Origin of the sequence: Microcoleus sp. Pol8_D6 (genome assembly GCF_036700965.1) — a bacterium.
Classification (GTDB): domain Bacteria; phylum Cyanobacteriota; class Cyanobacteriia; order Cyanobacteriales; family Microcoleaceae; genus Microcoleus.
In genome coordinates this window covers 37,909-58,711 of sequence record NZ_JAUBPW010000042.1, presented here as the reverse complement: position 1 = coordinate 58,711, position 20,803 = coordinate 37,909, and the positions used below count along the sequence as shown (strand labels likewise).

Genomic DNA, 20,803 nt, shown 5'->3' with positions numbered 1-20,803 from the left:
TTTACTCGGCATTGACTTTTCATAAATATGGTTATATTGTATAATACAATATGCGTTTTAAATGCACAACAGCTTAGCTGAACTCCAATTGAAGCTAGGCTAGCCTTTTGAAATTGCAATGTCAATTAAGTTTTAAGCTTATAACACTCATTCGCAAAGAGAGCTGGTTAAAAGTTGAGTTTTTAGCTATAAAAAAAGGTCATAATTAGCTGACCTTGGGTTGAGGAGATTACCTGAACTTTTGGCTAGGTATTGCGCCCAACTACAAACTGGTTATACCCCCTTTCAATAACAGAGGACTGAAGTTCTCGCTACAAACTGCACAGGCTAACTAAAAGAGCCAGGGTCAAACGGCAATTCATCAAACCGCGAATCAATCTCAGCCTCAGAATTCGCAACAGGGGAATTAGCGCGAGATGCCGGCGGCTTAACAGAATTCACCTGGGCTACTGATAACTTAGCCGCAGGTTCCGATTTCTGTAGGTTAACTACCGGCAACTCCCCGCCATTTTCTCCATTTTTGCTCGTTTGATTCCACATCATCATTCCCAGCAAACCATCAACCAAACCGCCACCGCTACCGTTGCCTGTTACCGCAACATCCGGCACAACTCGCACGTTGCGATCGCCTATAATTTGCATTAACTGCAAAGCCGTATAACCGGAACCTCCCAAAGCCACAACACCCGCGCGATAAGCTTCAGCTTGAGCATTTCCCTTCACCCGAATCGACTCAGCTTCACCTTGAGCTTGTTTCACCTGAGAATTCGCTTTCAACTCAGAAATCTTCACGCCTTGCTCGGATTTGACCATCTCTTGTTGAATCTCAGCCAGCGCCGTTTCCCGCACCAATTGTTGCCGCTGAGTTTGTGCTAATTGCTGCACCTCATAAGTCTTGCACTGTTCCTCAGCAATTTTGCGATCTGTTTGAGTTTGCATCAGCTCTGCAGGCGGCAAAATATCTCCGATCAAAGTATCAATTGCCTGCACGTCGTAGGTACGCAAAGCTGCTTTGATATACTCGGCGGCTTCCGCTTGTCTGCCGCTTCTTGCGGAAAGAAAATCTAATACAGAATAAGCTTGAGCCGAATTGCGGAAATAATTCCCGATTGTCGGCTGCAAAACGTGGTCAACTAAATTCTGCATCGAACCGACGCGGGAGATAACTTTCGGAGCATCCAAAGCGCCGACATGAATAATCTGAGCTACTTCTAAATCAAAGGCAAAACCGTCTTGAGAACGCACAGTTAAAGACGAAAGTTTAGAATCGTAACTGTGCCTTTCTGTTTTCCCAGACCAATTCAATACTATATTAGTAGTCGGCACTAACTCTACTTTCAAAATGCGAGTATTCAGCGGATGTTTCCCCGGATAAAGGGGAGTTACCCAAACCCCTTTATTGCCAACATTTACTAAATTTCCGTGAGTGAAAGCAGCGCCGCTCACATCTTCTGAGGTTTTGCCGACATAGGAAATCACGGCGCCGACATAGCCGATCGGGATTTCCGTCATCGGCACTTGTTCCACCCCGACAAACCAAGGATTTAAATTCCAAGAACCGGAAAGCAAAACCTGTTCCTGCAAACCGCGCCGCCCGCCGCCACTGATAAATTTCTGCGCGTTTTGGAAGTTGTCGTGATTCGGAATAATCGGCCCTGCAATTTCGCCATCTTGGATAGGAACGCCGTCATAAGTTGTCACAACTCCCACTTTATCTGGAGCAATTTTGTACAGTTTCAACTGTTCCGCTGTCATCCCGTGTTTGGGAGCATTAGCTGCTGTAATTACCGTAAATAATGCCGTATTTATCCGATAGCTGCCGCCCGTAAGAATGCCGAGTTGGCGACCTTTTTCTCCACCGCTTTTAAGAAATTTGCGAGCATCTTGAAAATTGTCGCATTCTGTGATTTGACCGAGTATGCGCTGTGGCGGAATCGACTCGCCGGCGGCGGCGATAATTAAAGCAATTTCACCTTGGGGAACTACAGTTAGAGACTCTTTGCGAACGTTGTACTGCAAAGGCCAATAACCCCAATGCCAACCGGGGGGCAAAGTATCAGCTTGATATCCAGCTTCTCCGTTTAAGGCAATTAAATCTCCGGGCGGTAAAGACTTGCCGCCGAAGGTAAACTTTTTACTGACAATTCCGACTTCGCGATCGCCAATTACTACCAATCCGCCAAAAAATAATGGCAGCACCAGAATAATTATCATACCGCCGATCGCGATCGGGATAAATCCGCCCGGAGCGAGCTGCATTGTCTGCACGGGAACAGTGCTGTGTAACTGCCCTAGCTGGGAACTAGAATCAGGTTTTGCGGCTAGCTGAGCCGAGGTTTGATTTGCGGGGGGGATATTGCTAGCGGCTAATACTGGTGAGGGTTTCAAACTGGTTATTGCACTGAGGGCTAAAGACGCCGAAACAGCCGCTGCAAACTGTTTTAAAACGCGGACTTTGACTTGAGACTCGGACAAAAATGAATAAAGCATTTTTTTGATGAGGGCTAATTTGTCCTAGGAGTTCCAGCTTAGCCTTACTAAAAAGTTTTTACATAAAACTTAAGGTCTTATTTATCATTATTTGCCGTCATAATAGTCATATTTCTCAGTAAAAAAAATACCGCTCATTAAACTACAGGCTGACAATCCCCCGTTTTAATGCGGAAATCGCGGCCTGCGTGCGATCGCTAACTCCCATCTTGCTCAAAATATTGTTGATGTGAAACTTGACGGTGCTTTCGCTGATGTGCAGCATTTCACTAATCTCGTTGTTGCTTTTACCCGCGACTATGAGGCGGATGACTTCTAATTCGCGATCGCTCAATTCAGGGCCACTCAGGCGATCGGCTAACTTAACACCCACGGCTAGCGGAATGTACTTTTTACCCTCAAAAACAGCCCGAATTGCTGCTAAAAGCTCCTCTGGTTCCGCATCCTTCAGCAGATAGCCCTTAGCGCCTGCTTGCAATCCGCGATAGATGTTTTCATCGCCGTCATAAGTCGTCAGCACCACAATCCGGGCGCTGGGAAACTCCGCACAAATCGCAGCAATGGCGGCGACTCCATCCATCACCGGCATCCGCAAATCCATCAGCGTTACATCGGGCTGATGTTGAGGGAAGATTGTCACAGCTTCCTGCCCGTTGCTTGCTTGCGCCACAACTTTAACATCTGATTCCTGCTCAAGCAGCGCCACTAAACCTTGCCGCACAATATAATGATCGTCGGCAATTAAAACGCGAATAATATTTGATTGGTTAATCATGTTTACCCTGTTAATTTTTTCAAACAAAAACTTAAAATCTCACGACAAACTTACTATCTATAGTCATCCTAAATCATTTGTGAATTTCTTACTCCCTCCCCGCGAGTTCGGGGAGGGTTGGGGTGGGGTAAAAAATTTACGACTTATTTAGGATTGCTATATGGTGCGAAATGTGCACCTTACTTTACTGGGGATTAACTGAAACTATAACTTCTGTTCCGTTTCCGGGGCTGCTGTTTACAGTTAGCTGCGCGTTAATGCGATCGGCGCGTTCTCTCATTCCCAATAAACCAAAGCCATTCCTAAAACCGAAACTTTCCGTATCAAATCCCTCTCCGTTGTCTTGCACCCGCAAAATAAACTTGGATGTCTCGTATACTAACTCAATTTTTATCGCCGTAGCTTTGGCATATTTGAAAGCATTTGTTAATGCTTCCTGCCCGATCCGCAACAGATTATTTTCTACCTCTAATGGTAGGGAATATGCCGTGCCAACCACTTCAACAATAGTGCGAGTATCAGTATCTGATGACATTTGTTGAGCTATTTGGTTGAGAGCGCTATACAAGTCGCCATCTTCTAACAGTTGCGGGCGCAAAGATTCTACGGAGCGCCGTGCTTCAGCTAGTCCAGAGCGAGCTAATTCGCAGACTGTTTTCATGTGTCCTTGGGCTTGTTCTGGATTTGCTACTATTACCCGTTCAGCAGCTCCCAAATGTATGATAATACCTGCAAAAGTTTGCGCTAAAGTGTCGTGAATTTCCCGCGCCATGCGGTTGCGCTCTTCGAGAATATTTTGGTCTATGAGTTGTTTAGACATCCTTCTCAGACGCAATTGATTTTCGACGCGCACTAAAACTTCTTGTTGTTGAAAAGGTTTTGTAATGTAGTCTATCCCGCCCACAGAAAATGCTTTTACTTTATCAAAAATTTCTTGCAAAGCGCTGATAAATATTATTGGGATATTTTGAGTTTTTGGAGTAGCTTTGAGCTGCTCGCAGACTTCATAGCCATCCATGTGAGGCATCATAATATCCAGTAAAATTAAGTCTGGTAAGTTGGAATCCATAAAGTTTAGAGCTAATTTCCCACTAGGAGCTAGGTGAACTTTATACCCAGCGGCCGATAGTATGCCGCTTAAAAGTTTTAAATTCTCCGGACAATCATCAATCACTAAAATACTTTCTTCGCGGGTAAAACTGAGTTTTTTGTTCATGTCTCATCCCTTAATGTGTGTATTAAATTTAGCAACTGTTCGTACTGAAAATTTTTAATGCAAGCTGCGCTCGCCCTAGCTAAGGGCTGATTGATTTCGCGAATTTGATTGATGACTGTTTGCATCTGTTCCAAATCGAGATTGCTAATGGCTTGCTGGAGATTGGCTACTAACTCAGGAGGCAATTCAGAAAAAGCTGTTTTTGTCAATACATTTATTTCATTTTCTGTGAAACTGGGGGCAGCATTTAGTTCTTCAAAAATGAATTGTACCCCGATATATTTGTGCAGAACATCAAATATGTTTGCTTCTCTAAATGGTTTGGGAATAAAATCATCGCAGCCGATAGAAAGAACCATAGCTTTCTCTTCCTCAAAACTACTTGCTGTTATAGCAACAATTGCTGTCTGGCGTAGGCACGGGGGTACTACCCCTACAAAATCCTCGTTTTCCGTAGGGGCAATCCCCCTGTGGTTGCCCTCTTTAATTTGTTTGGTTGCTTCATACCCATCCATCACCGGCATCCGCATATCCATAAAGATTAAGTGCGGTGAATATTGCTCCCACTTTTCTATTGCTTCTCTCCCATTTTGGGCTTCGTAGACTTCAAAACCGATCGCGGAAAGCAGTTTAACTAGCAGTTGGCGGTTGTCAAGAGCGTCGTCTGCAACGAGAATTCGATAGCGGGGTTGATTGGGTGCGATCGCAATAACTCGTCTGGTTGGCTGTTCCCGTTGGCGATCGGCACTTTCAACTGCATTAACTTTAATGTCAAATTTGAAGATAGTACCGCCTCCCGCACGAGAACTGACTGTCATTTCACCTCCCATTAACTGCACAAAAGAACGTGCGATCGTTAAACCTAATCCTGTTCCTTGTTGCGATTCTTCCCCCGTTTTGGTTTGCACAAAAGCTTCAAAAAGCTTGTCTAATTCACTAACATCTATTCCCGCTCCCGTGTCTTCAACCTCAAAGCTGATTTGCTGAGCCACATCATGATTTTTAATTTTCACATAAATGCCGCCTTCGGAGGTAAATTTAATCGCGTTAGAAAGCAGGTTAATCAAGATTTGGCGCAATTTTATTTCATCAGTTCGCACATATTGGGGAACGTCTGACATCCGCTCGACTAATAACTGCAATCCCTTCTTTTCGGCCGGAAGTTGGAACATATTTTCGATGTCGTCCAGTAGGCGGTGAAGGTCAAAATTGGTCTCGTTGAGCGTCGTGCGTCCTGCTTCTATTTTGGACAAATCTAATACTTGGTTAATCAGTTCGAGCAAATGTTCTCCGCTGCGGGTGATAATACTCAGGTGTTCTTGCTGTTCCTGCAATAGGTTAGAAGAACGATTCATTAATTGGGAAAAACCCAGAATTGCATTGAGGGGAGTCCGCAATTCGTGGCTCATATTTGCGAGGAATGTGCTTTTTGCTCGGTTGGCTTCTTGTGCGGCGTCTTCTGCTCGTTGTCGCTCGATGATTTCTCGCTGAAGTTCGAGAGTGCGATCGCTCACTTGCTGTTCTAAAGTGCGGTTGTAATCAGCTAAAACTTTTTCTGCTTGTTTGCGATCGGTGATATCTTGAAATGTGGCGATCGCATAATTAATTTTACCAGTTTCATCCACAATTGGAGTGCTGGAAACCTCTAAAGAAACAATCTTATCAGGTCGGTGGAACTCGATATCATCTACTTTGACAGTTTCACCCCCCAAAGAACGCACGATTGGCATTTGTGCGGTGGGATATAATTCGTTAGTTCCCGCCAGATAAAGTTGACAAGCTTCTGCTAATTTCTCAGTATTTGCTTCGGGTATTGTAGGAATAGCACTTAGTTGATGTGCTGTCTGATTTGCGTAGGTAATTTGTCCGGTGGTGTCATGCACGGCTACCCCGATCGGCATAGCGTCGATAAATTGAGTCAGTCGGTTTTCGCGTTCTTTGACTTCCGCGTAGAGTTTAGCATTGGTAAGTGCGATCGCGGCTTGTCCCGATAACAATTGTAAGACTTCCAGGCGATCGGGCGTAAAAGCTTGTGTAGTGAGGTTATTTTCGAGATAAACAATAGCACTCAGTTGACCTTGATTCATCAAAGCGGCACACAAAATAGACTTAGGCTGACGTGATTTGATGTAAGGATCATTCGTAAAGTTGCCTTCACGAGTGGCATCATTTAATACCACATTTTCTTTGGTTCTGGCGACATAATTGATAATTGTTTCGGAAAGTTCCGGGCAATTTTCAACTGGTTCAGATTGCAAGACCGTTATCCGTTCGTCGTTCACTTCACCTTCAGCTTCAATCAGCAATTGGCCTTGAGTTTCTAAAAGTAAATAGCCTTTTTGAGCTCCGACATTTTCAATCAAAATTTTCATCAATCTGAACAGTAATTTATCCTGTACAATTTCGCCAGAAATGACCTCGGAAGCTTTCATGACTGTAGCGATATCTAAGGAAGAAGTAGAACGGCTGCCCGTAGTTGATGTAGTGGTTGAGATTTCTTGATTTTTATGCTGATTTATCACAAATAACTGGGGATATCGCGTTTCTAAATCTTTAACTTTAGCCGCCGCACCCCAGAGTTGATAGGCGTAACGAGCTTCCTGCATATAAGCTTTAGCTGTTAGTTCTTTACCCCTGGATAAATAGAACTTGGCAGCGAGTTCGTAAGCGAGGGCGGCTTCGTGGATGTACTCGTTTTCTTTGGCGAGGGAAATTGCGCGATCGTAGTAATCTATTGCTTCCAGAAATTTACCTAAAACTCGCGCTTTTTCAGCTTCAACTAAATAAAATTTATGCCAATAATTCATTGGGGCGTGATGCGCCCAGTTACGCATTTTTTCTTGGTTGAGAGTCACTCGATCGAGCCAATTATTTTTATCCTCAATCGGTGTTCGATCGCTCGCTAATTTTAAATAAACTAAAGAATCATAAAAGTGAAATATCGGAACAGCAACTATTCCTGTTTCGCCGCTTATATACTGTTGTGCCAGCTCTGCATTATCGAGCGAGACATAATTATTTTCAAATAAAAAACCTAAAATCAGTTTGTTGAAATAAAGCAAGAATAACCCGTGTTTGTCATTATTTAAGAGATATACATCCCGCGATTCCTCTTCATTATAAGCATCTCCTATCAACTGAATGGTATTGTTTGACTTAGCTTGTAAATTGCGAACCACCTCTAAAACCATAGAAAGATAATTTAAGCAACTTGTTAGTCTAAATTGGCTAATAATTTCCCTGTTACTTACGATTTCCTGCTCGAGTTTTCCAAGTTCAAAGCCCATTGCATAAGAATTAAAAGGTCGCTCGAATAAAACATGGCCAATAAATTCTACATCTCCCGTTTCAACCGCCCTCTGATAAGCTTCTAATAACATCGCTCTAGTTTCTTTTAAATGTTTTTTCCAAGGGAGAATGTGATGGGCGATAGCATCTAAAACTTTAGCCTTGACTTCCTGGGCATTAAAGCGTTCTACTAACTTTAATGCCAATTGGGAAAACTGATAACCCAACTCAATATCTACAACAATCCCACACAAGACAACGCCGTATGTCGCATAAGCAAAAGCCGACAAAATAGAATTTCCATATTCGACCGATAAATTGACATTAGTTAAAACCATTAATATCATTAAGTTGGGATTAGCTATATAGGTAGTCCCCATTAGTCTTGATAAAATCAATAAAGCTGCCAGAGGTTCAGGTTGTGTCATATCGGGCAAGTCAAGCAATTCCTCTATTTTCCGGCCAGCCAAAAGAGATTTTGTTTCTTCACATCCTTTTTCAACATCCCTCATGTCTGGGTTGTCTGGTAAATGTATACCCAATAAGTGTAGAAAATACAAACCGATTTTTATGCCTTCTTGAAAGTTGCTTTGAGACAGCGCTGCTTGAATTTTAAGAGCGTAAACTTTGGCTCCATCGACCGCGATTTTAGTATTTTGCAGCACGAGGGCAGCTAAACTTTCCATCCGCTCGAAATCCCCAAAAAAATAAGCTGCCTCTGTGGCTTCTTGATGGAGTTGCAAACTTAGGTTATATTGCATCAGCCAAGTGTTTTCTGCCAACAAGTTTATCCCTGTTTGCAGATAGTTAAAAGCTGGCTGATAAGCAGTTGAAGCTTTAGCCTTTTGACCTGCTATCAGGTTTAATTCCGCCAGTGTATCTTTTTCTTGCTGATTAACAATCAACTCTAAGCCGAAATTTAATTGATTAACAATATCAAATATTTTTTCGTCTCGCTTGTGTAGCGGAGTATTTTGCAGCAGCAGTTGTCCTATTTGTTTGTGGACGCTCGGCTTATCCTGTTCATCAATCAGGGAATAAGCGGCTTGCTGAATTCTGTCATGAACAAATTTGTATTCTACGGATTGGCTACTGGGTAATTTTCCTGCAATTTCTAATTCCACATCTCCCATATTCCCCAGTAACACGACCAAATTTTCTGCTACGGCTGCGTACAAATAATCCGCCGTTTCTCCCAGGGATTTTTCGCAAAGTGAGGCGAGGGTTTTCAGGTCGAATTGATTGCCAATGCAGGCTGCTATCTTTAACGTTTCCTGCGTCTTATCTGACATTTGTTGAATTTTGCCCGCCATCAACTCGACAACATTATCAGTGAATCCCCTCGCTTGAATTTGGTCTAAATCCCATTCCCAACTGAACACGAGGGAATCAAATTGTAACAGGCTTTCTGTATACAGCGATTTGAGAAATTCCTTCATAAAGAAAGGATTCCCACCCGTTTTGAAAAAGACTAACTCCGCAAGGGATTTGACTCTTGATTCCATGCAATTCAGGGCATCGGAAATCAGTTGAGTAACAGAGGCCAAATCCAAAGGTGACAGGAAAATGCGATCGACCTTTGCGCCAGTTTCGACAATCTCTGCAATTGTTAACATTAACGGATGACCTGCGGAAACTTCGTTATCTCGATACGCCCCAATTAAAAACAGTCCCGTTGAAGAAGCGCTCATCAGCAGTTGCATCAGTTTCAGAGATGCCCCGTCAGCCCACTGCAAATCATCGATAAATATTGTCAGAGGATGTTCCGGTTTGGTAAAGACTTTAATGAAGTTTTGAAACACAAAATTAAAGCGATTTTCCGCTTCAGTCGCACCTAATTCTGGCGGCGCAGGTTGCTTGCCGATAATTAATTCAATTTCAGGAATTACGTCAATAATGACTTGACCGTTGATTCCCAATGCGTCTAATAGTTTTTCCCGCCATTCTTTAAGTTGCGCTTCGCTTTCTGTCAACAATTGTTTTGCTAAATCCTGAAAAGCGCTGACAATTGCGCTGTAGGGAATGTTGCGCTGATATTGGTCGAATTTACCGGAGATAAAATAACCGCGCTGTTGAGTAATTGGTTTGTATAATTCTTGCACCAAAGCTGATTTGCCGATACCGGAATATCCCGAAATCAGCATCATTGAACTTGTGGCTGTGGCATCTTGCCCTTGTCCGCTGACTCGTGCAAAAGCTGTTAGTAAACTATCAATTTCTCGCTTTCTGCCGTAAAGTTTTTGTGGAATTTGAAAACGGTTAGAAATATCTTGACAACCGATCGCAAAAACAGATATATTTTTAGTGGTGTGAAGTTGATTTAAACATTCTTCTAAATCGGCTTTTATTCCGATCGCACTTTGATACCGCTCCTCAGCATTTTTCCCCATCAACTTCATCACAATATCGGAAACAATTTGCGGAATTTCGGGATTCACCTGAGATGGAGATAAGGGCTGTTTAGCGAGATGACTGTGTACCAATTCCAGCACATCATGGGTGTCAAAAGGCAGTTGGTATGTCAGCAGTTCGTAAAAGGTAGCGCCCAGGGAATAAAAATCTGTGCGGTAATCTAAACTTCTATTCATTCTGCCGGTTTGTTCCGGCGACATATAAGCAAGAGTTCCCTCTAAAAAGTTGGGATTTTTTATGGTGTAATTCTCCCGCGTCAACTGCGTGGAAATGCCAAAGTCGATGATTTTGAGTTCGCCGCTAGCTGGATTGAAGACAATATTTGAAGGGTTAATGTCTTTGTGAATGATGTGGGCGCTGTGAATTTGTTGTAAACTTTCTGTGGTGGCGATCGCAATTCGCAAGAATTCTGCAATACTAAATTTTTGCTGCTGCATCCAAATTTTCAAGGATTCGCCGCCAAAATCCTCGACAAACATCACCAGCGTGTTTTGATAGGGCTGCAAATCATAGGCTTTTATACAGCCACTCAGATTCAGAGATTGTGTAATTTTATACTCTGTGCGATAGCGGGCGAGTTCTTGGGGTGTCGGATAATTTTCTTTAAGGACTTTGAGGATGACGGGAAGACTGTCGGGTTGTCGGAATGCTCGGTAAACCAGGGAGTTTGCGCTTTCGTAGATGAGCTCTGTGATTTCAACGCCCGGAAGAGTCAGCATATTCATACCGCTGTCAACTGTGGCGTAGAACATAGCATAAATTTGCTCCTCACACCAGAGGTGCGTGAGCCATCAGTCGCTTTTAGATTTTAGATTTTAGATTTTAGATTTTAGATTTTAGATTTGACTCCACATCTGAGATTTTAGATTTGAGAAGCCAAGACAGGCTTCCGAGTCAATACAGCTTGTTCGATAATGGCAGCGGCGCGCTTGACTCCTCCCGATCGCGCGATCGCCCCTTGCATCTCGATCGCCCTTTGTTTATACGATTCTTGGGTTAGGACTTTCACAATTGCCGATCGCATTTTAGAAACACTCAATTCCTTCAAAGGAACCACTTCGCCAACACCTGTCCAAGAAATCCGCGCTGCCACTCCCGGCTGGTCATTCGCGACTGGAATTGCTACCATGGGGACTCCATTGGTCAACGATTCCAAAGTTGTATTCATCCCGGCATGAGTAATCGTGATAGCCGCTTTTTGCAACAGTTCTAATTGCGGTGCATAGCCAACAACTATCGGATTTCCCGGCAATTGCGGGAAGGATTCTGGACTCGCGCCACCTCCCAGAGAAATTACCAATTGAGCGTCTAATTCTTCACAAGCAGAGGCGATAATTTGAAAAACCTCCAACAAGCGATTTTGAATCGTTCCCATGGAGGCATAAATCAATGGTTTGCCAGTTAATTGTTCAAAGGGGAAAGGTACTGTTTTGCGTGTCTCTGGGTTGTGATAAGGGCCGGTGAAATGGAAATAAGGGGGTAAATTTTGTCTGGGAAACTCTAATTCAGCCGACTGCTGAGTGATTTGAGCTAGTTTCGAGTAATAATCGTTTGGGTGGGATTGCAAAGGTAAGTTCCACTTTCTGCGATACTCAGAAATCCCTTCTCGAATCGGTCTCGCAAGCAAACTGAGTAACTGATAGCTGACTTGATTCCGTAAGCGTCCTTTCCAAGTCGGATCGTACTGCCAAAGGGTACAAATGGGTGGAATGTCGGGGTCTTGATTTAATAGTAACGCACTGCAAACTGTGATAAAAGGAATGTTTATAAATTCTGCAATTGTTCCTCCTTCCAGTGAAACTTGGTCTACTAGCAAAGCTTCTACACCAGATTTTTTAATGACCATCGGAGCCTCTCTGAGAATAGCATCCGAAGTCTTCGCAACTGCCTTAAAAGTATGTCGTAATGCCGCAAGTCCACTAAGTTTTCCGCGTTGGCTAAGGATTTCTGCAAACCAGCCGACGGGAAACTCTTGTTCAGCGAATGGCTGGAATTCTAATCCGGTGGCTTGAGTTTTTGCTTTAGCATCGAGGAAGTTAAATACGGTGACTCGATGGCCTCGGCGAAGCAGTTCGCAGCCTAATGTTGTCATGGGGTTGAAATGCCCGGTGTCAACTGGACAGATAATGCCGAAGTGTGTCATCAGTAAAGGCTCCGTGTGAATTTAACCTTTTTAGCATTTAATCGGCGGTGTGAGGGGTTTTTGTTGGGCGTTGGAGAGTTGGGGCGATCGCACTTTTTGGCTACAGCTTATGTTTGCTATTCTAGGAGCTTAAAATCAGCGCCAAAAAGTATTATTTCCCAGCCAAAACAGGTTTCCCAGTCAATACAGCTTGTTCGATAATGTCAGCGGCGCGCTTGACTCCTCCCGATCGCGCGATCGCCCCTTGCATCTCGATCGCCCTTTGTTTATACGATTCTTGGGTTAGGACTTTCACAATTGCCGATCGCATTTTAGAAACACTCAATTCCTTCAAAGGAACCACTTCGCCAACACCTGTCCAAGAAATCCGCGCTGCCACTCCCGGCTGGTCATTCGCGACTGGAATTGCTACCATGGGGACTCCATTGGTCAACGATTCCAAAGTTGTATTCATCCCGGCATGAGTAATCGTGATAGCCGCTTTTTGCAACAGTTCTAATTGCGGTGCATAGCCAACAACGATCGGATTTCCTGGCAACGGGGGCAAGGATTCTGGACTCGCGCCACCTCCCAGAGAAATCACCAATTGAGCGTCTAATCCTTCACACGCAGACGCGATAGTTTGAAAAACATCCAGCAAGCGATTTTGCACAGTTCCCATCGAAGCATAAATCAACGGTTTGCCAGTTAATTGTTCAAAAGGAAAAGGTACTGGTTTGCGTGTCTCTGGGTTGTGATAAGGGCCGGTGAAATGGAAATGCGGGGGTAAATTTTGTCTGGGAAACTCAAATTCAGCGGGTTGTTGGCTGATTTGAGCCAGTTTAGAGTAACCATCATTCTGGTTAGAGTACAGAGGTAATTTCCACTCTTCGCGATATTGGGCAATAACATCTCGAATTGGTTTGACAGCCAGATTTAGTAACTGATAGGTGACTTGATTGCGTAGGCGGTTTACTAAAGTTGGATTGTATTGCCAAGGAGTACCAAACGGAGGAATGTTAGGGTCTCGATTTACCATCAAGGCACTGCAGACTGTGATGAAAGGAAGGTTGAGAAATTCTGCAATTGTTCCTCCTTCAAATGAAACTTGGTCTACAAGCAAAGCTTCTACACCAGCTTTTTGAATGGCAGTTGGAGCCTCTGTGAGAAGAGTAGCCGAAATTTGGGTGAATGTTTTGATAGTATATCGAAAAGCTGTGAGTCCGCTGAGTTTCCCCAGTTTGCCCAACCCTTCTGCCATTGAGCCTGCGGGAAATTCATCTTCAGCTAATGGCTGGAATTCTAAGCCACTGGCTAAGGTGGTGGTTTTAGCATCGAGGAGGTTAAATACGGTGACTCGATGGCCTCGGCGAAGCAGTTCGCTGCCTAAAGGTATCATGGTGTTGAGGTGACCGGTGGATGCCGGACAAAGGAGGCCAAAGTGGGTCATGAGTCAAGGCTCCGTGTGAGTTTAACCTTTTTTAGCATTTAATCGGCGGTGTGAGGGGTTTTTGTTGGGCGTTGGGGATTTGGGGCGATCGCTTGGAGAAACTCAGGAATGAGTGGGACGCAGGCTTTAGTCATTGCAAGAAAGTGTTACCAGTATATATTTGTGTGGGATATTCGATACCTAGCCAAAAGTTCAGGTGATCTCCTCAACTAAAGGTTAGTTCAAACTAAGTTGTTTTTATACCTTCAAAACTCAACTTTGAGCTAGCTACTTTAGCCAGGGAATTTTTTAAACTAAATTTACGCATAGGCCAGCCATAGCCTAGCTGTAAAAAATCCACAAGGAGTAACTTCCATGTCGAGTGAAAGCATCATAAAAAAAGCAACATCTACACCGGAAAACTCAACCTATCGAGAGTTGAGCGACTTGGAACTCGAAGCGATCGCAGGTGGTATGCGTACTATCACAATCGAAGGCCCAGTGCCGGACTATCTGAAACCCCGCATATCCACGCAACTGATTAACTACTTGCAGTCCTATTTCGGGAAATGAGCTGCTTGTAACTAGAAGCGATCGCGCTTCCGCTGAGTTTAAACACCCTATCAGAAAACATCAATGGAAACCCAGTTGCTTAAATAAACTGGGTTTTTATTTACCTCATATTATGTACGTGTGAATCGATCGTAATTCCTATAGGGGCGGTTTTTGCCAACCAGGCGTTGCTTAATCAGGGGCTGAAAAAAATCAATTGAAAATCCCGAAGTTTTGTGAATACTGGTTTCTATGACTTGCATATTTAGCCTTTCATACCATAAATCAGCAACGCCAAAATCTTTATTTCAAAAGCTTACTAAGCTGTTGGGCCTTTAAATTGTATCTCAAAAAAAATTAAATTCTTGTGGGGTGTCCCGCCCGCCCTCAATTACTGAATAGGCTTTTTGTCAAATTGGGAAGTTCAATGTAATTGGTGATTGGTAATTGTATTTTGGGTAGAACGAAGGGAAACCACACCTACAATTACTATTAACAGTCAAAGTCACAAGTCAAAAGCTAACAGTCAACAGTTAATTGTTAACTGTTGACTGTTAAACTGAATCCCTGTGCCGAACTCGCTAGAAACTGCCGGAATGGCTGTTCATTCTTTGGATTTAGAACTTTTGGAAAGTTTACCTTCAAAAGGTTGAACTCCACTATTTGGATAGTTGTCATCGCTGGGGCTAAAAATCCGCACCGCTGCTTCCGAAACGTAACGCATTGCGTTTGTCAAAGATTTAGAAAGATTCATAGAATCTGCCTCTCTTGTCTGAGTTCTGATACTTTTAATATTACTCTGATTTTTGGGCTGTGGATGAGTTTAGCAATATTTATTTGAATTACTTATTGGTCTGCAACATAGAAGCAAGCTGAAGGTTTGAGAAATTACGAATTTTTGGACGATCGACCTTTTGCTGGTAGATTTTTCCTTGCTCAACTCAAGCACTCGCGATCGCCCTCCCGACGCTCAGAAACCGGGTTGTCTAACTCTATTCAAAGGCTGCAAGGAAATATTTTCGCAAAAAACCCGGAACGCTTGAGTATTTGTGCTTAATTCCTGAGTTTGTTAAAGTCAGTATTTATATTGCTTTTACCATAAAATTAATCGAAAAATTAACCTAAATCCGCTATTAAAGGGCATAATAAGCGAATTTTTTCGACAAATATCTGCAATCTTTATCAAATATTTACAAAAAGATATGGTGTTTGTCACTATAATTAAAAAAAAGAAGTTTGTTCGGGGTTTTTCTTATGGAAACTGCGACAGAAAGCCAGCAGCTCACAGGTTTTGAAGAAATCTTAGAAGACCGGGAACTAACGGTTTCTTCAGCAGATTACAGCCTTTTGACCGATCTCTACCAGCTAACGATGGCCGCTTGTTACGTCGGGGAACGGATCGACGGGCGGGCCGCGAGTTTTGAATTATTCGCGCGCAGGCTGCCAGAAGGTTTTGGCTACGCGATCGCGATGGGTTTGGCTCAAGTTATCGATTATTTGGAAAAATTTCGGTTTTCGCCGGCGCAAATTGAGGCTTTGCAGTCCACTGGGATTTTTGCCGACGCCCCGGAGCGATTTTGGACTTTACTCGCCACAGCCCGTTTTACTGGCGATGTTTGGGCGGTGCCGGAGGGGACGGCGGTGTTTGCTAACGAGCCTCTGCTGCGAATTGAGGCTCCTCTGTGGCAGGCTCAGTTAGTGGAAACTTATTTATTGAATGCCATAAATTATCAAACTTTGATTGCAACGCGGGCAGCGCGGCTGCGGGATGTGGCGGGCCCGGAGGCTAAGTTGCTGGAATTCGGGACGCGCAGGGCTTTTGGGCCTCAAGCTGCTGTTTGGGCGGCTAGGGCTGCCCTGGCTGCGGGGTTCGATGGAACTTCTAATGTTTTGGCTGCTTTGAAGTTGGGCCGCAAGCCTGTCGGTACGATCGCCCATGCTTTGGTAATGGCTGTGGCTGCCCTCGAAGGCAGCGAGAATCAGGCGTTTGCAGCTTTTCACCGCTATTTTCCGGGGGCGCCGCTGCTGATCGATACTTATGATACTGTGGCGGCGGCGCGGATGTTAGCCGATCGAGTCAACAGCGGTGAAATGCAGTTGGAAGGCGTGCGGCTGGATTCGGGCGATTTGGCGGTGCTGTCTCGGGAAGTTCGATCGATCCTTCCGGGCGTTCCAATTTTTGCTAGCGGCGATTTGGACGATCGAGAAATTGCTAAATTAAAAAGTAGCGGTGCTTGCATTGACGGTTACGGTTTGGGAACCAAGTTAGTCAGCGGTTCCCCTGTCAACGGTGTTTATAAATTGGTGGAAATTGACGGAATTCCGGTGATGAAAGAGGCCAGCGGCAAGGTAACATATCCAGGAAGAAAGCAAATTTTTAGACATATTGAAAATGGGCAAATTCTCGGAGATTATTTGGGATTGTCGGGAGAAACTATTCACAATTGTGATTCTTACTTACCATTAATGGAGTTGGTTGTCAAGGATGGCAAACGAGTCCAGAACCCGGAAAGTTTGGAAGAGATCGCCAAACGCACTGCTGCTTCTGTCGCCAGTCTTCGACCCGAAACTCGCCAACTTGACAACCCGATTTCGCCGTCGGTGGAAATTTCTACAGATTTGCAAAGTCTCACCCAAAAAACGAAAAAGAGTCAGTAGTTAGTAGTCAGTGGTTATTGGTGTTAACTTAAGACTAAAATCCATGATAAATCTCGTTTCTAGCTTAGCCTCGATCCCCCTAAATCCCCCTTAAGAAGGGGGACTTTAAGAGCTGACAGTCCCCTCTTTTTTGAAGGGAGACTTCGATCGCTCCAGTCCCCCCCTTTTTAAGGGGGGTTAGGGGGGATCGAGGGGTTAATTATCAAACAGCAGGCTGGAACTACGTTTGATATTAATTTGACACGATTTGGTCATTAGTATGTAGTTCAATTCCCCATTCCCAATTTCCCATTAACTATTAACGATATTACCGATTACCTATGCAAAAAATTGCTCTTTTTGGAACCAGTGCCGATCCGCCCACAGCGGGACATAAAACAATTCTGAGTTGGCTTTCGCAACATTTTGATTGGGTAGCAGTTTGGGCGTCGGACAATCCTTTTAAGTCGCACCAAACTTCTCTAGAACACCGATCGGCAATGCTGCTGTTAATGATTCAAGAAATTAATTCGCCCAGACACAATCTTTGCTTGCATCCAGAACTCAGCAGTCCGAGGACTGTGGAAACTGTGGAACAAGCAAGATTGCTGTGGCCGGATGCAGATTTGACGCTGGTAATCGGTTCTGACTTGGTAGGGCAACTGTCTCGCTGGTACAAATTTGAACAATTGTTAAAACAAGTGGATCTGCTGATAGTACCGCGACCCGGTTATCCATCAGAGCAATTAGATTTGTGGCAGTTGAGGCGCATGGGTGCAGACGTGGCGATCGCATCTTTGAGTGCTCCCAATGTTTCTTCTACTTCCTATCGGGAAAAAGGAGACAGGGAAGCTCTGACTCCGACCATCGAAGATTACATCCATAGGGAGCATTTGTACGCATGGCACGAGGCACAAAAAAGAGCGAGGGTTGCTCATTAGCTGACTTTAAAGTAGGAGTAGATAATGTTATTTTTTCCGTCGATACCGTGCAGAACCGCTTGTTGGTGCTGTTGGTAATGCGGCAAGACGAACCGTTTATCGATTCTTGGAGTCTTCCCGGTACTTTGGTGCGGCACGGAGAGTCTCTGGAAAATGCGGCTTACCGGATTTTGTCTGAGAAAATTCGGGTAAAAAATTTGTATTTGGAGCAATTGTATACTTTTGGAGAACCGGGGCGCGATCCTCGGGAAATTACCAGGGGCGATCGTTATCTTTCGGTTAGTTATTTTGCTTTGGTACGCTTTGAGGAAGCTGAGTTAATTGCTGGGAGTGTAGTGGCGGGTGTGGGCCACCGCGTCGGCGGCATTGCTTGGTATCCCGTGCAACAAGTTCCACAGCTTGCCTTCGATCACAATCAAATTCTCGAATACGGATATCGGCGACTGCGTAACAAACTTGAATACAGCCCGGTAGCTTTTGAAGTTTTGCCGGAACTTTTTACTTTGAGCGATTTGTATCAACTTTATACAACTATTTTGGGAGAAAATTTTTCTGATTATTCTAATTTTAGAGCTCGATTGTTGAAATTGGGTTTTTTGTGCGATACCGGTGTTAAGGTTTCGCGCGGGGCGGGCCGCCCTGCTAGTTTGTACCGCTTTGATGCGGCCGCTTTTGCTCCTTTCAAAAATAAGCCACTGGTGTTTATTTAGCTGTTCCTTAGATGACATTGTGGGATCAATTTAGTAACATTAGAATAGAAGCTATTAAGGAGTGCAGACGATGAAAGACCCTGATGAATGCGCTAATATTCACGAAGTTCGGGAGGAAATTGATATTATCGATCGAGAAGTGATCGAGGCTTTGAGCAAGAGATTTCAATACGTCATCGCGGCAGCAAGGTTCAAAACGAGTGAAGCTAGTGTTCGATCGTTCGATCGCTTTCACGATATGTTACAGCAGCGGCGCGAGTGGGCTCAAGAATCGGGTTTGAATCCTGATGTGGTTGAAAATATTTACCGGGATTTGGTAAATTATTATATTGAGGAAGAGTTGAAACATTACAAATCTGAGTAATTTTTCGCTACATTCAAATCTAGGACTATAGGAAAGTGAGTCCGCGCGAGCGGACTGTTAGCAATATTTATTAGGTGATTTGGTGAGATGAAAATTGCGATCGCACAACTCAACCCTACTATTGGTGATATCTTGGGCAACTCCAACCTAATTCTGGAGACGGCGAAACAAGCAGAGGTTGAGGGCGCAAACTTATTGCTAACACCGGAACTTTCCCTGATCGGTTATCCGCCACGCGATTTGTTAATCAATCCGAGTTTCATTGCAGATGCAGGTGCACAGTTGCAGCAACTGGCGCAAGCTTTGCCGCCGGAGTTGGCAGTCATAGTAGGCACTGCCTTACCTAATGCTACTGCTGTTAAACTCGGCGGAAAATCCTTGTTTAATAGTGCTGTTTTGTTGCAAAATGGCGCCGTCAAAACAGTCTTTCATAAACGCTTGTTGCCTACTTATGATGTATTTGATGAAGATAGATATTTTGAACCTGGAGAAAACAGCAATTACTTTTCTATGGGCGAAGTCAAAATTGGCGTGACAATTTGTGAAGATTTGTGGAACAATGAGGAGTTTTGGGGTAAACGCAGTTACGCGGGCGATCCTGTTTCCGATCTGGCAAAATTGGGTGTAGATTTAGTGGTGAATTTGTCGGCATCGCCTTATTCTGCGGGGAAGCGGGGAGTGCGATCGGCGATGTTACAGCACAGCATCATCCGCTGCGGGATACCGATTATTTACGCTAATCAGGTAGGGGGAAATGACGATATTATTTTTGACGGCAGCAGTTTTGCTGTGAATCGAAAGGGTGATTTGATTCAGGTATTAGCTTCTTTTGAAACGGATTTTGCGGTGCTGGAATATGACGCCGCTAAACAAGATTTAGTTGGCAGCGGCGGGATGGGGCAAGATGCCCGATCCACAACAGATTTAAGTTTTCATCCGGCAGAAGGAGATGCAGAAATTTGGGCTGCTTTGGTTTTGGGAGTACGAGATTATGTCCGCAAGTGCGGTTTTTCTAAGGTTGTACTCGGTTTGAGTGGCGGGATAGATTCGGCTTTGGTGGCGGCGATCGCCAGTTGCGCGATCGGGCCCGAAAATGTTCTAGGGGTGCTGATGCCTTCTCCTTACAGTTCGGATCATTCGGTTAATGATGCTTTGGAATTAGCCCGAAATCTGGGTATCGCGATCGAACTATTGCCGATCGGCGATTTGATGAAAACTTACGATCGCACTCTCGCCAATTTGTTTGTCAACACAACTTTCGGGATTGCTGAGGAAAATATTCAATCGCGGATTCGAGGCAATCTGTTGATGGCAATTTCCAATAAGTTCGGACATTTGCTGCTTTCGACTGGGAATAAGTCGGAAATGGCTGTGGGTTACTGCACTCTCTACGGCGATATGAATGGGGGATTGGCGGTGATTGCCGATGTGCCGAAAACTCGCGTTTATTCGCTTTGTCGGTGGCTGAATTCTGGCGGATATGTAGGGGCGGTGCCCCCGTGCCCGCCCTCTCAGTACCCACACCCGTGCCCGCCCCTGGGAAAGGAAATTATTCCGGTTAATATTATTACTAAGCCGCCGAGTGCTGAACTGAAACTGGGACAAGTTGACCAAGATTCTTTGCCGGATTACGATGTTTTGGATGACATCTTGCAGCGGTTGATCGAACATCACGAATCGGTTCAACAAATTGTGGCTGCAGGACACGATGAAGCGGTGGTTAAACGTGTAGTAAAATTAGTGAGGCAAGCGGAGTTTAAACGGCGGCAAGCAGCCCCTGGTTTGAAAATTAGCGATCGAGCTTTTGGTACCGGTTGGCGGATGCCGATCGCCAAATCTTCCTTCTATTAAACGCATCATTAAACGC

14 protein-coding genes are annotated in these 20,803 nt (G+C 44.3%); 7 read left to right on the top strand and 7 right to left on the bottom strand.

Annotated features, from left to right (window positions below):
* Positions 1-327: 327 nt before the first annotated feature.
* The 6 genes from QUA10_RS17685 to QUA10_RS17660 all read right to left on the bottom strand — a co-directional run bounded on the left by QUA10_RS17685 (position 328) and on the right by QUA10_RS17660 (position 13,753).
* Positions 328-2,490 (bottom strand): flotillin family protein, encoded by a 2,163-nt coding sequence (locus QUA10_RS17685; RefSeq protein WP_333083718.1) that lies wholly within the window; start codon positions 2,488-2,490, stop codon positions 328-330.
* Between the two features lie 142 nt (positions 2,491-2,632).
* Complete coding sequence (locus QUA10_RS17680; protein WP_333083766.1) at positions 2,633-3,262, bottom strand: response regulator transcription factor; 630 nt, start codon at positions 3,260-3,262, stop codon at positions 2,633-2,635.
* Between the two features lie 187 nt (positions 3,263-3,449).
* Complete coding sequence (locus tag QUA10_RS17675; RefSeq protein ID WP_333083719.1) at positions 3,450-4,481, bottom strand: response regulator; 1,032 nt, start codon at positions 4,479-4,481, stop codon at positions 3,450-3,452.
* Positions 4,478-10,933 carry an AAA family ATPase gene (locus QUA10_RS17670; RefSeq protein ID WP_333083720.1) on the bottom strand — a complete coding sequence of 2,152 codons (6,456 nt, stop codon included), beginning with the start codon at positions 10,931-10,933 and terminating at the stop codon, positions 4,478-4,480. The genes QUA10_RS17675 and QUA10_RS17670 overlap by 4 nt, the downstream gene beginning before the upstream one ends.
* A 110-nt stretch (positions 10,934-11,043) precedes the next feature.
* On the bottom strand, positions 11,044-12,324 hold the full coding sequence (locus tag QUA10_RS17665) for a glycosyltransferase (RefSeq protein WP_333083721.1): 1,281 nt from the start codon (positions 12,322-12,324) through the stop codon (positions 11,044-11,046).
* A 151-nt stretch (positions 12,325-12,475) separates the two neighbouring features.
* Positions 12,476-13,753 (bottom strand): glycosyltransferase, encoded by a 1,278-nt coding sequence (locus tag QUA10_RS17660; RefSeq protein WP_333083723.1) that lies wholly within the window; start codon positions 13,751-13,753, stop codon positions 12,476-12,478.
* A 354-nt stretch (positions 13,754-14,107) separates the two neighbouring features.
* Here QUA10_RS17660 and QUA10_RS17655 point away from each other — a divergent pair, with 354 nt between their 5' ends.
* Entirely contained in the window at positions 14,108-14,305 is a 198-nt protein-coding gene (locus tag QUA10_RS17655) for a hypothetical protein (protein ID WP_333083724.1), read from the top strand.
* A gap of 583 nt (positions 14,306-14,888) precedes the next feature.
* On the opposite strand, the gene QUA10_RS17650 is transcribed toward QUA10_RS17655, so the two are convergent.
* A complete protein-coding gene (locus QUA10_RS17650) occupies positions 14,889-15,038 on the bottom strand; it encodes an isochorismate synthase (RefSeq protein ID WP_333083725.1) in 150 nt (49 codons plus the stop codon).
* Positions 15,039-15,164: 126 nt separating this feature from the next.
* Between QUA10_RS17650 and QUA10_RS17645 the strand changes: the two genes are divergently transcribed.
* The 6 genes from QUA10_RS17645 to QUA10_RS17620 all read left to right on the top strand — a co-directional run bounded on the left by QUA10_RS17645 (position 15,165) and on the right by QUA10_RS17620 (position 20,787).
* Positions 15,165-15,341, top strand: coding sequence for a hypothetical protein (locus QUA10_RS17645; protein WP_333083726.1), 177 nt, complete (start codon positions 15,165-15,167; stop codon positions 15,339-15,341).
* A gap of 197 nt (positions 15,342-15,538) precedes the next feature.
* Entirely contained in the window at positions 15,539-16,942 is a 1,404-nt protein-coding gene (locus QUA10_RS17640; protein WP_333083727.1) for a nicotinate phosphoribosyltransferase, read from the top strand.
* A gap of 320 nt (positions 16,943-17,262) precedes the next feature.
* Positions 17,263-17,862: a nicotinate-nucleotide adenylyltransferase gene (locus tag QUA10_RS17635; protein ID WP_333083728.1), complete on the top strand. Its 600-nt coding sequence runs from the start codon at positions 17,263-17,265 to the stop codon at positions 17,860-17,862.
* Positions 17,823-18,572 (top strand): NrtR DNA-binding winged helix domain-containing protein, encoded by a 750-nt coding sequence (locus tag QUA10_RS17630; RefSeq protein WP_333083729.1) that lies wholly within the window; start codon positions 17,823-17,825, stop codon positions 18,570-18,572. The genes QUA10_RS17635 and QUA10_RS17630 overlap by 40 nt, the downstream gene beginning before the upstream one ends.
* Before the next feature lie 70 nt (positions 18,573-18,642).
* Entirely contained in the window at positions 18,643-18,936 is a 294-nt protein-coding gene (locus QUA10_RS17625; protein ID WP_333083730.1) for an isochorismate lyase, read from the top strand.
* 87 nt (positions 18,937-19,023) lie between these two features.
* Positions 19,024-20,787, top strand: coding sequence for an NAD+ synthase (locus tag QUA10_RS17620; RefSeq protein WP_333083731.1), 1,764 nt, complete (start codon positions 19,024-19,026; stop codon positions 20,785-20,787).
* The last annotated feature ends 16 nt before the right edge of the window (positions 20,788-20,803 follow it).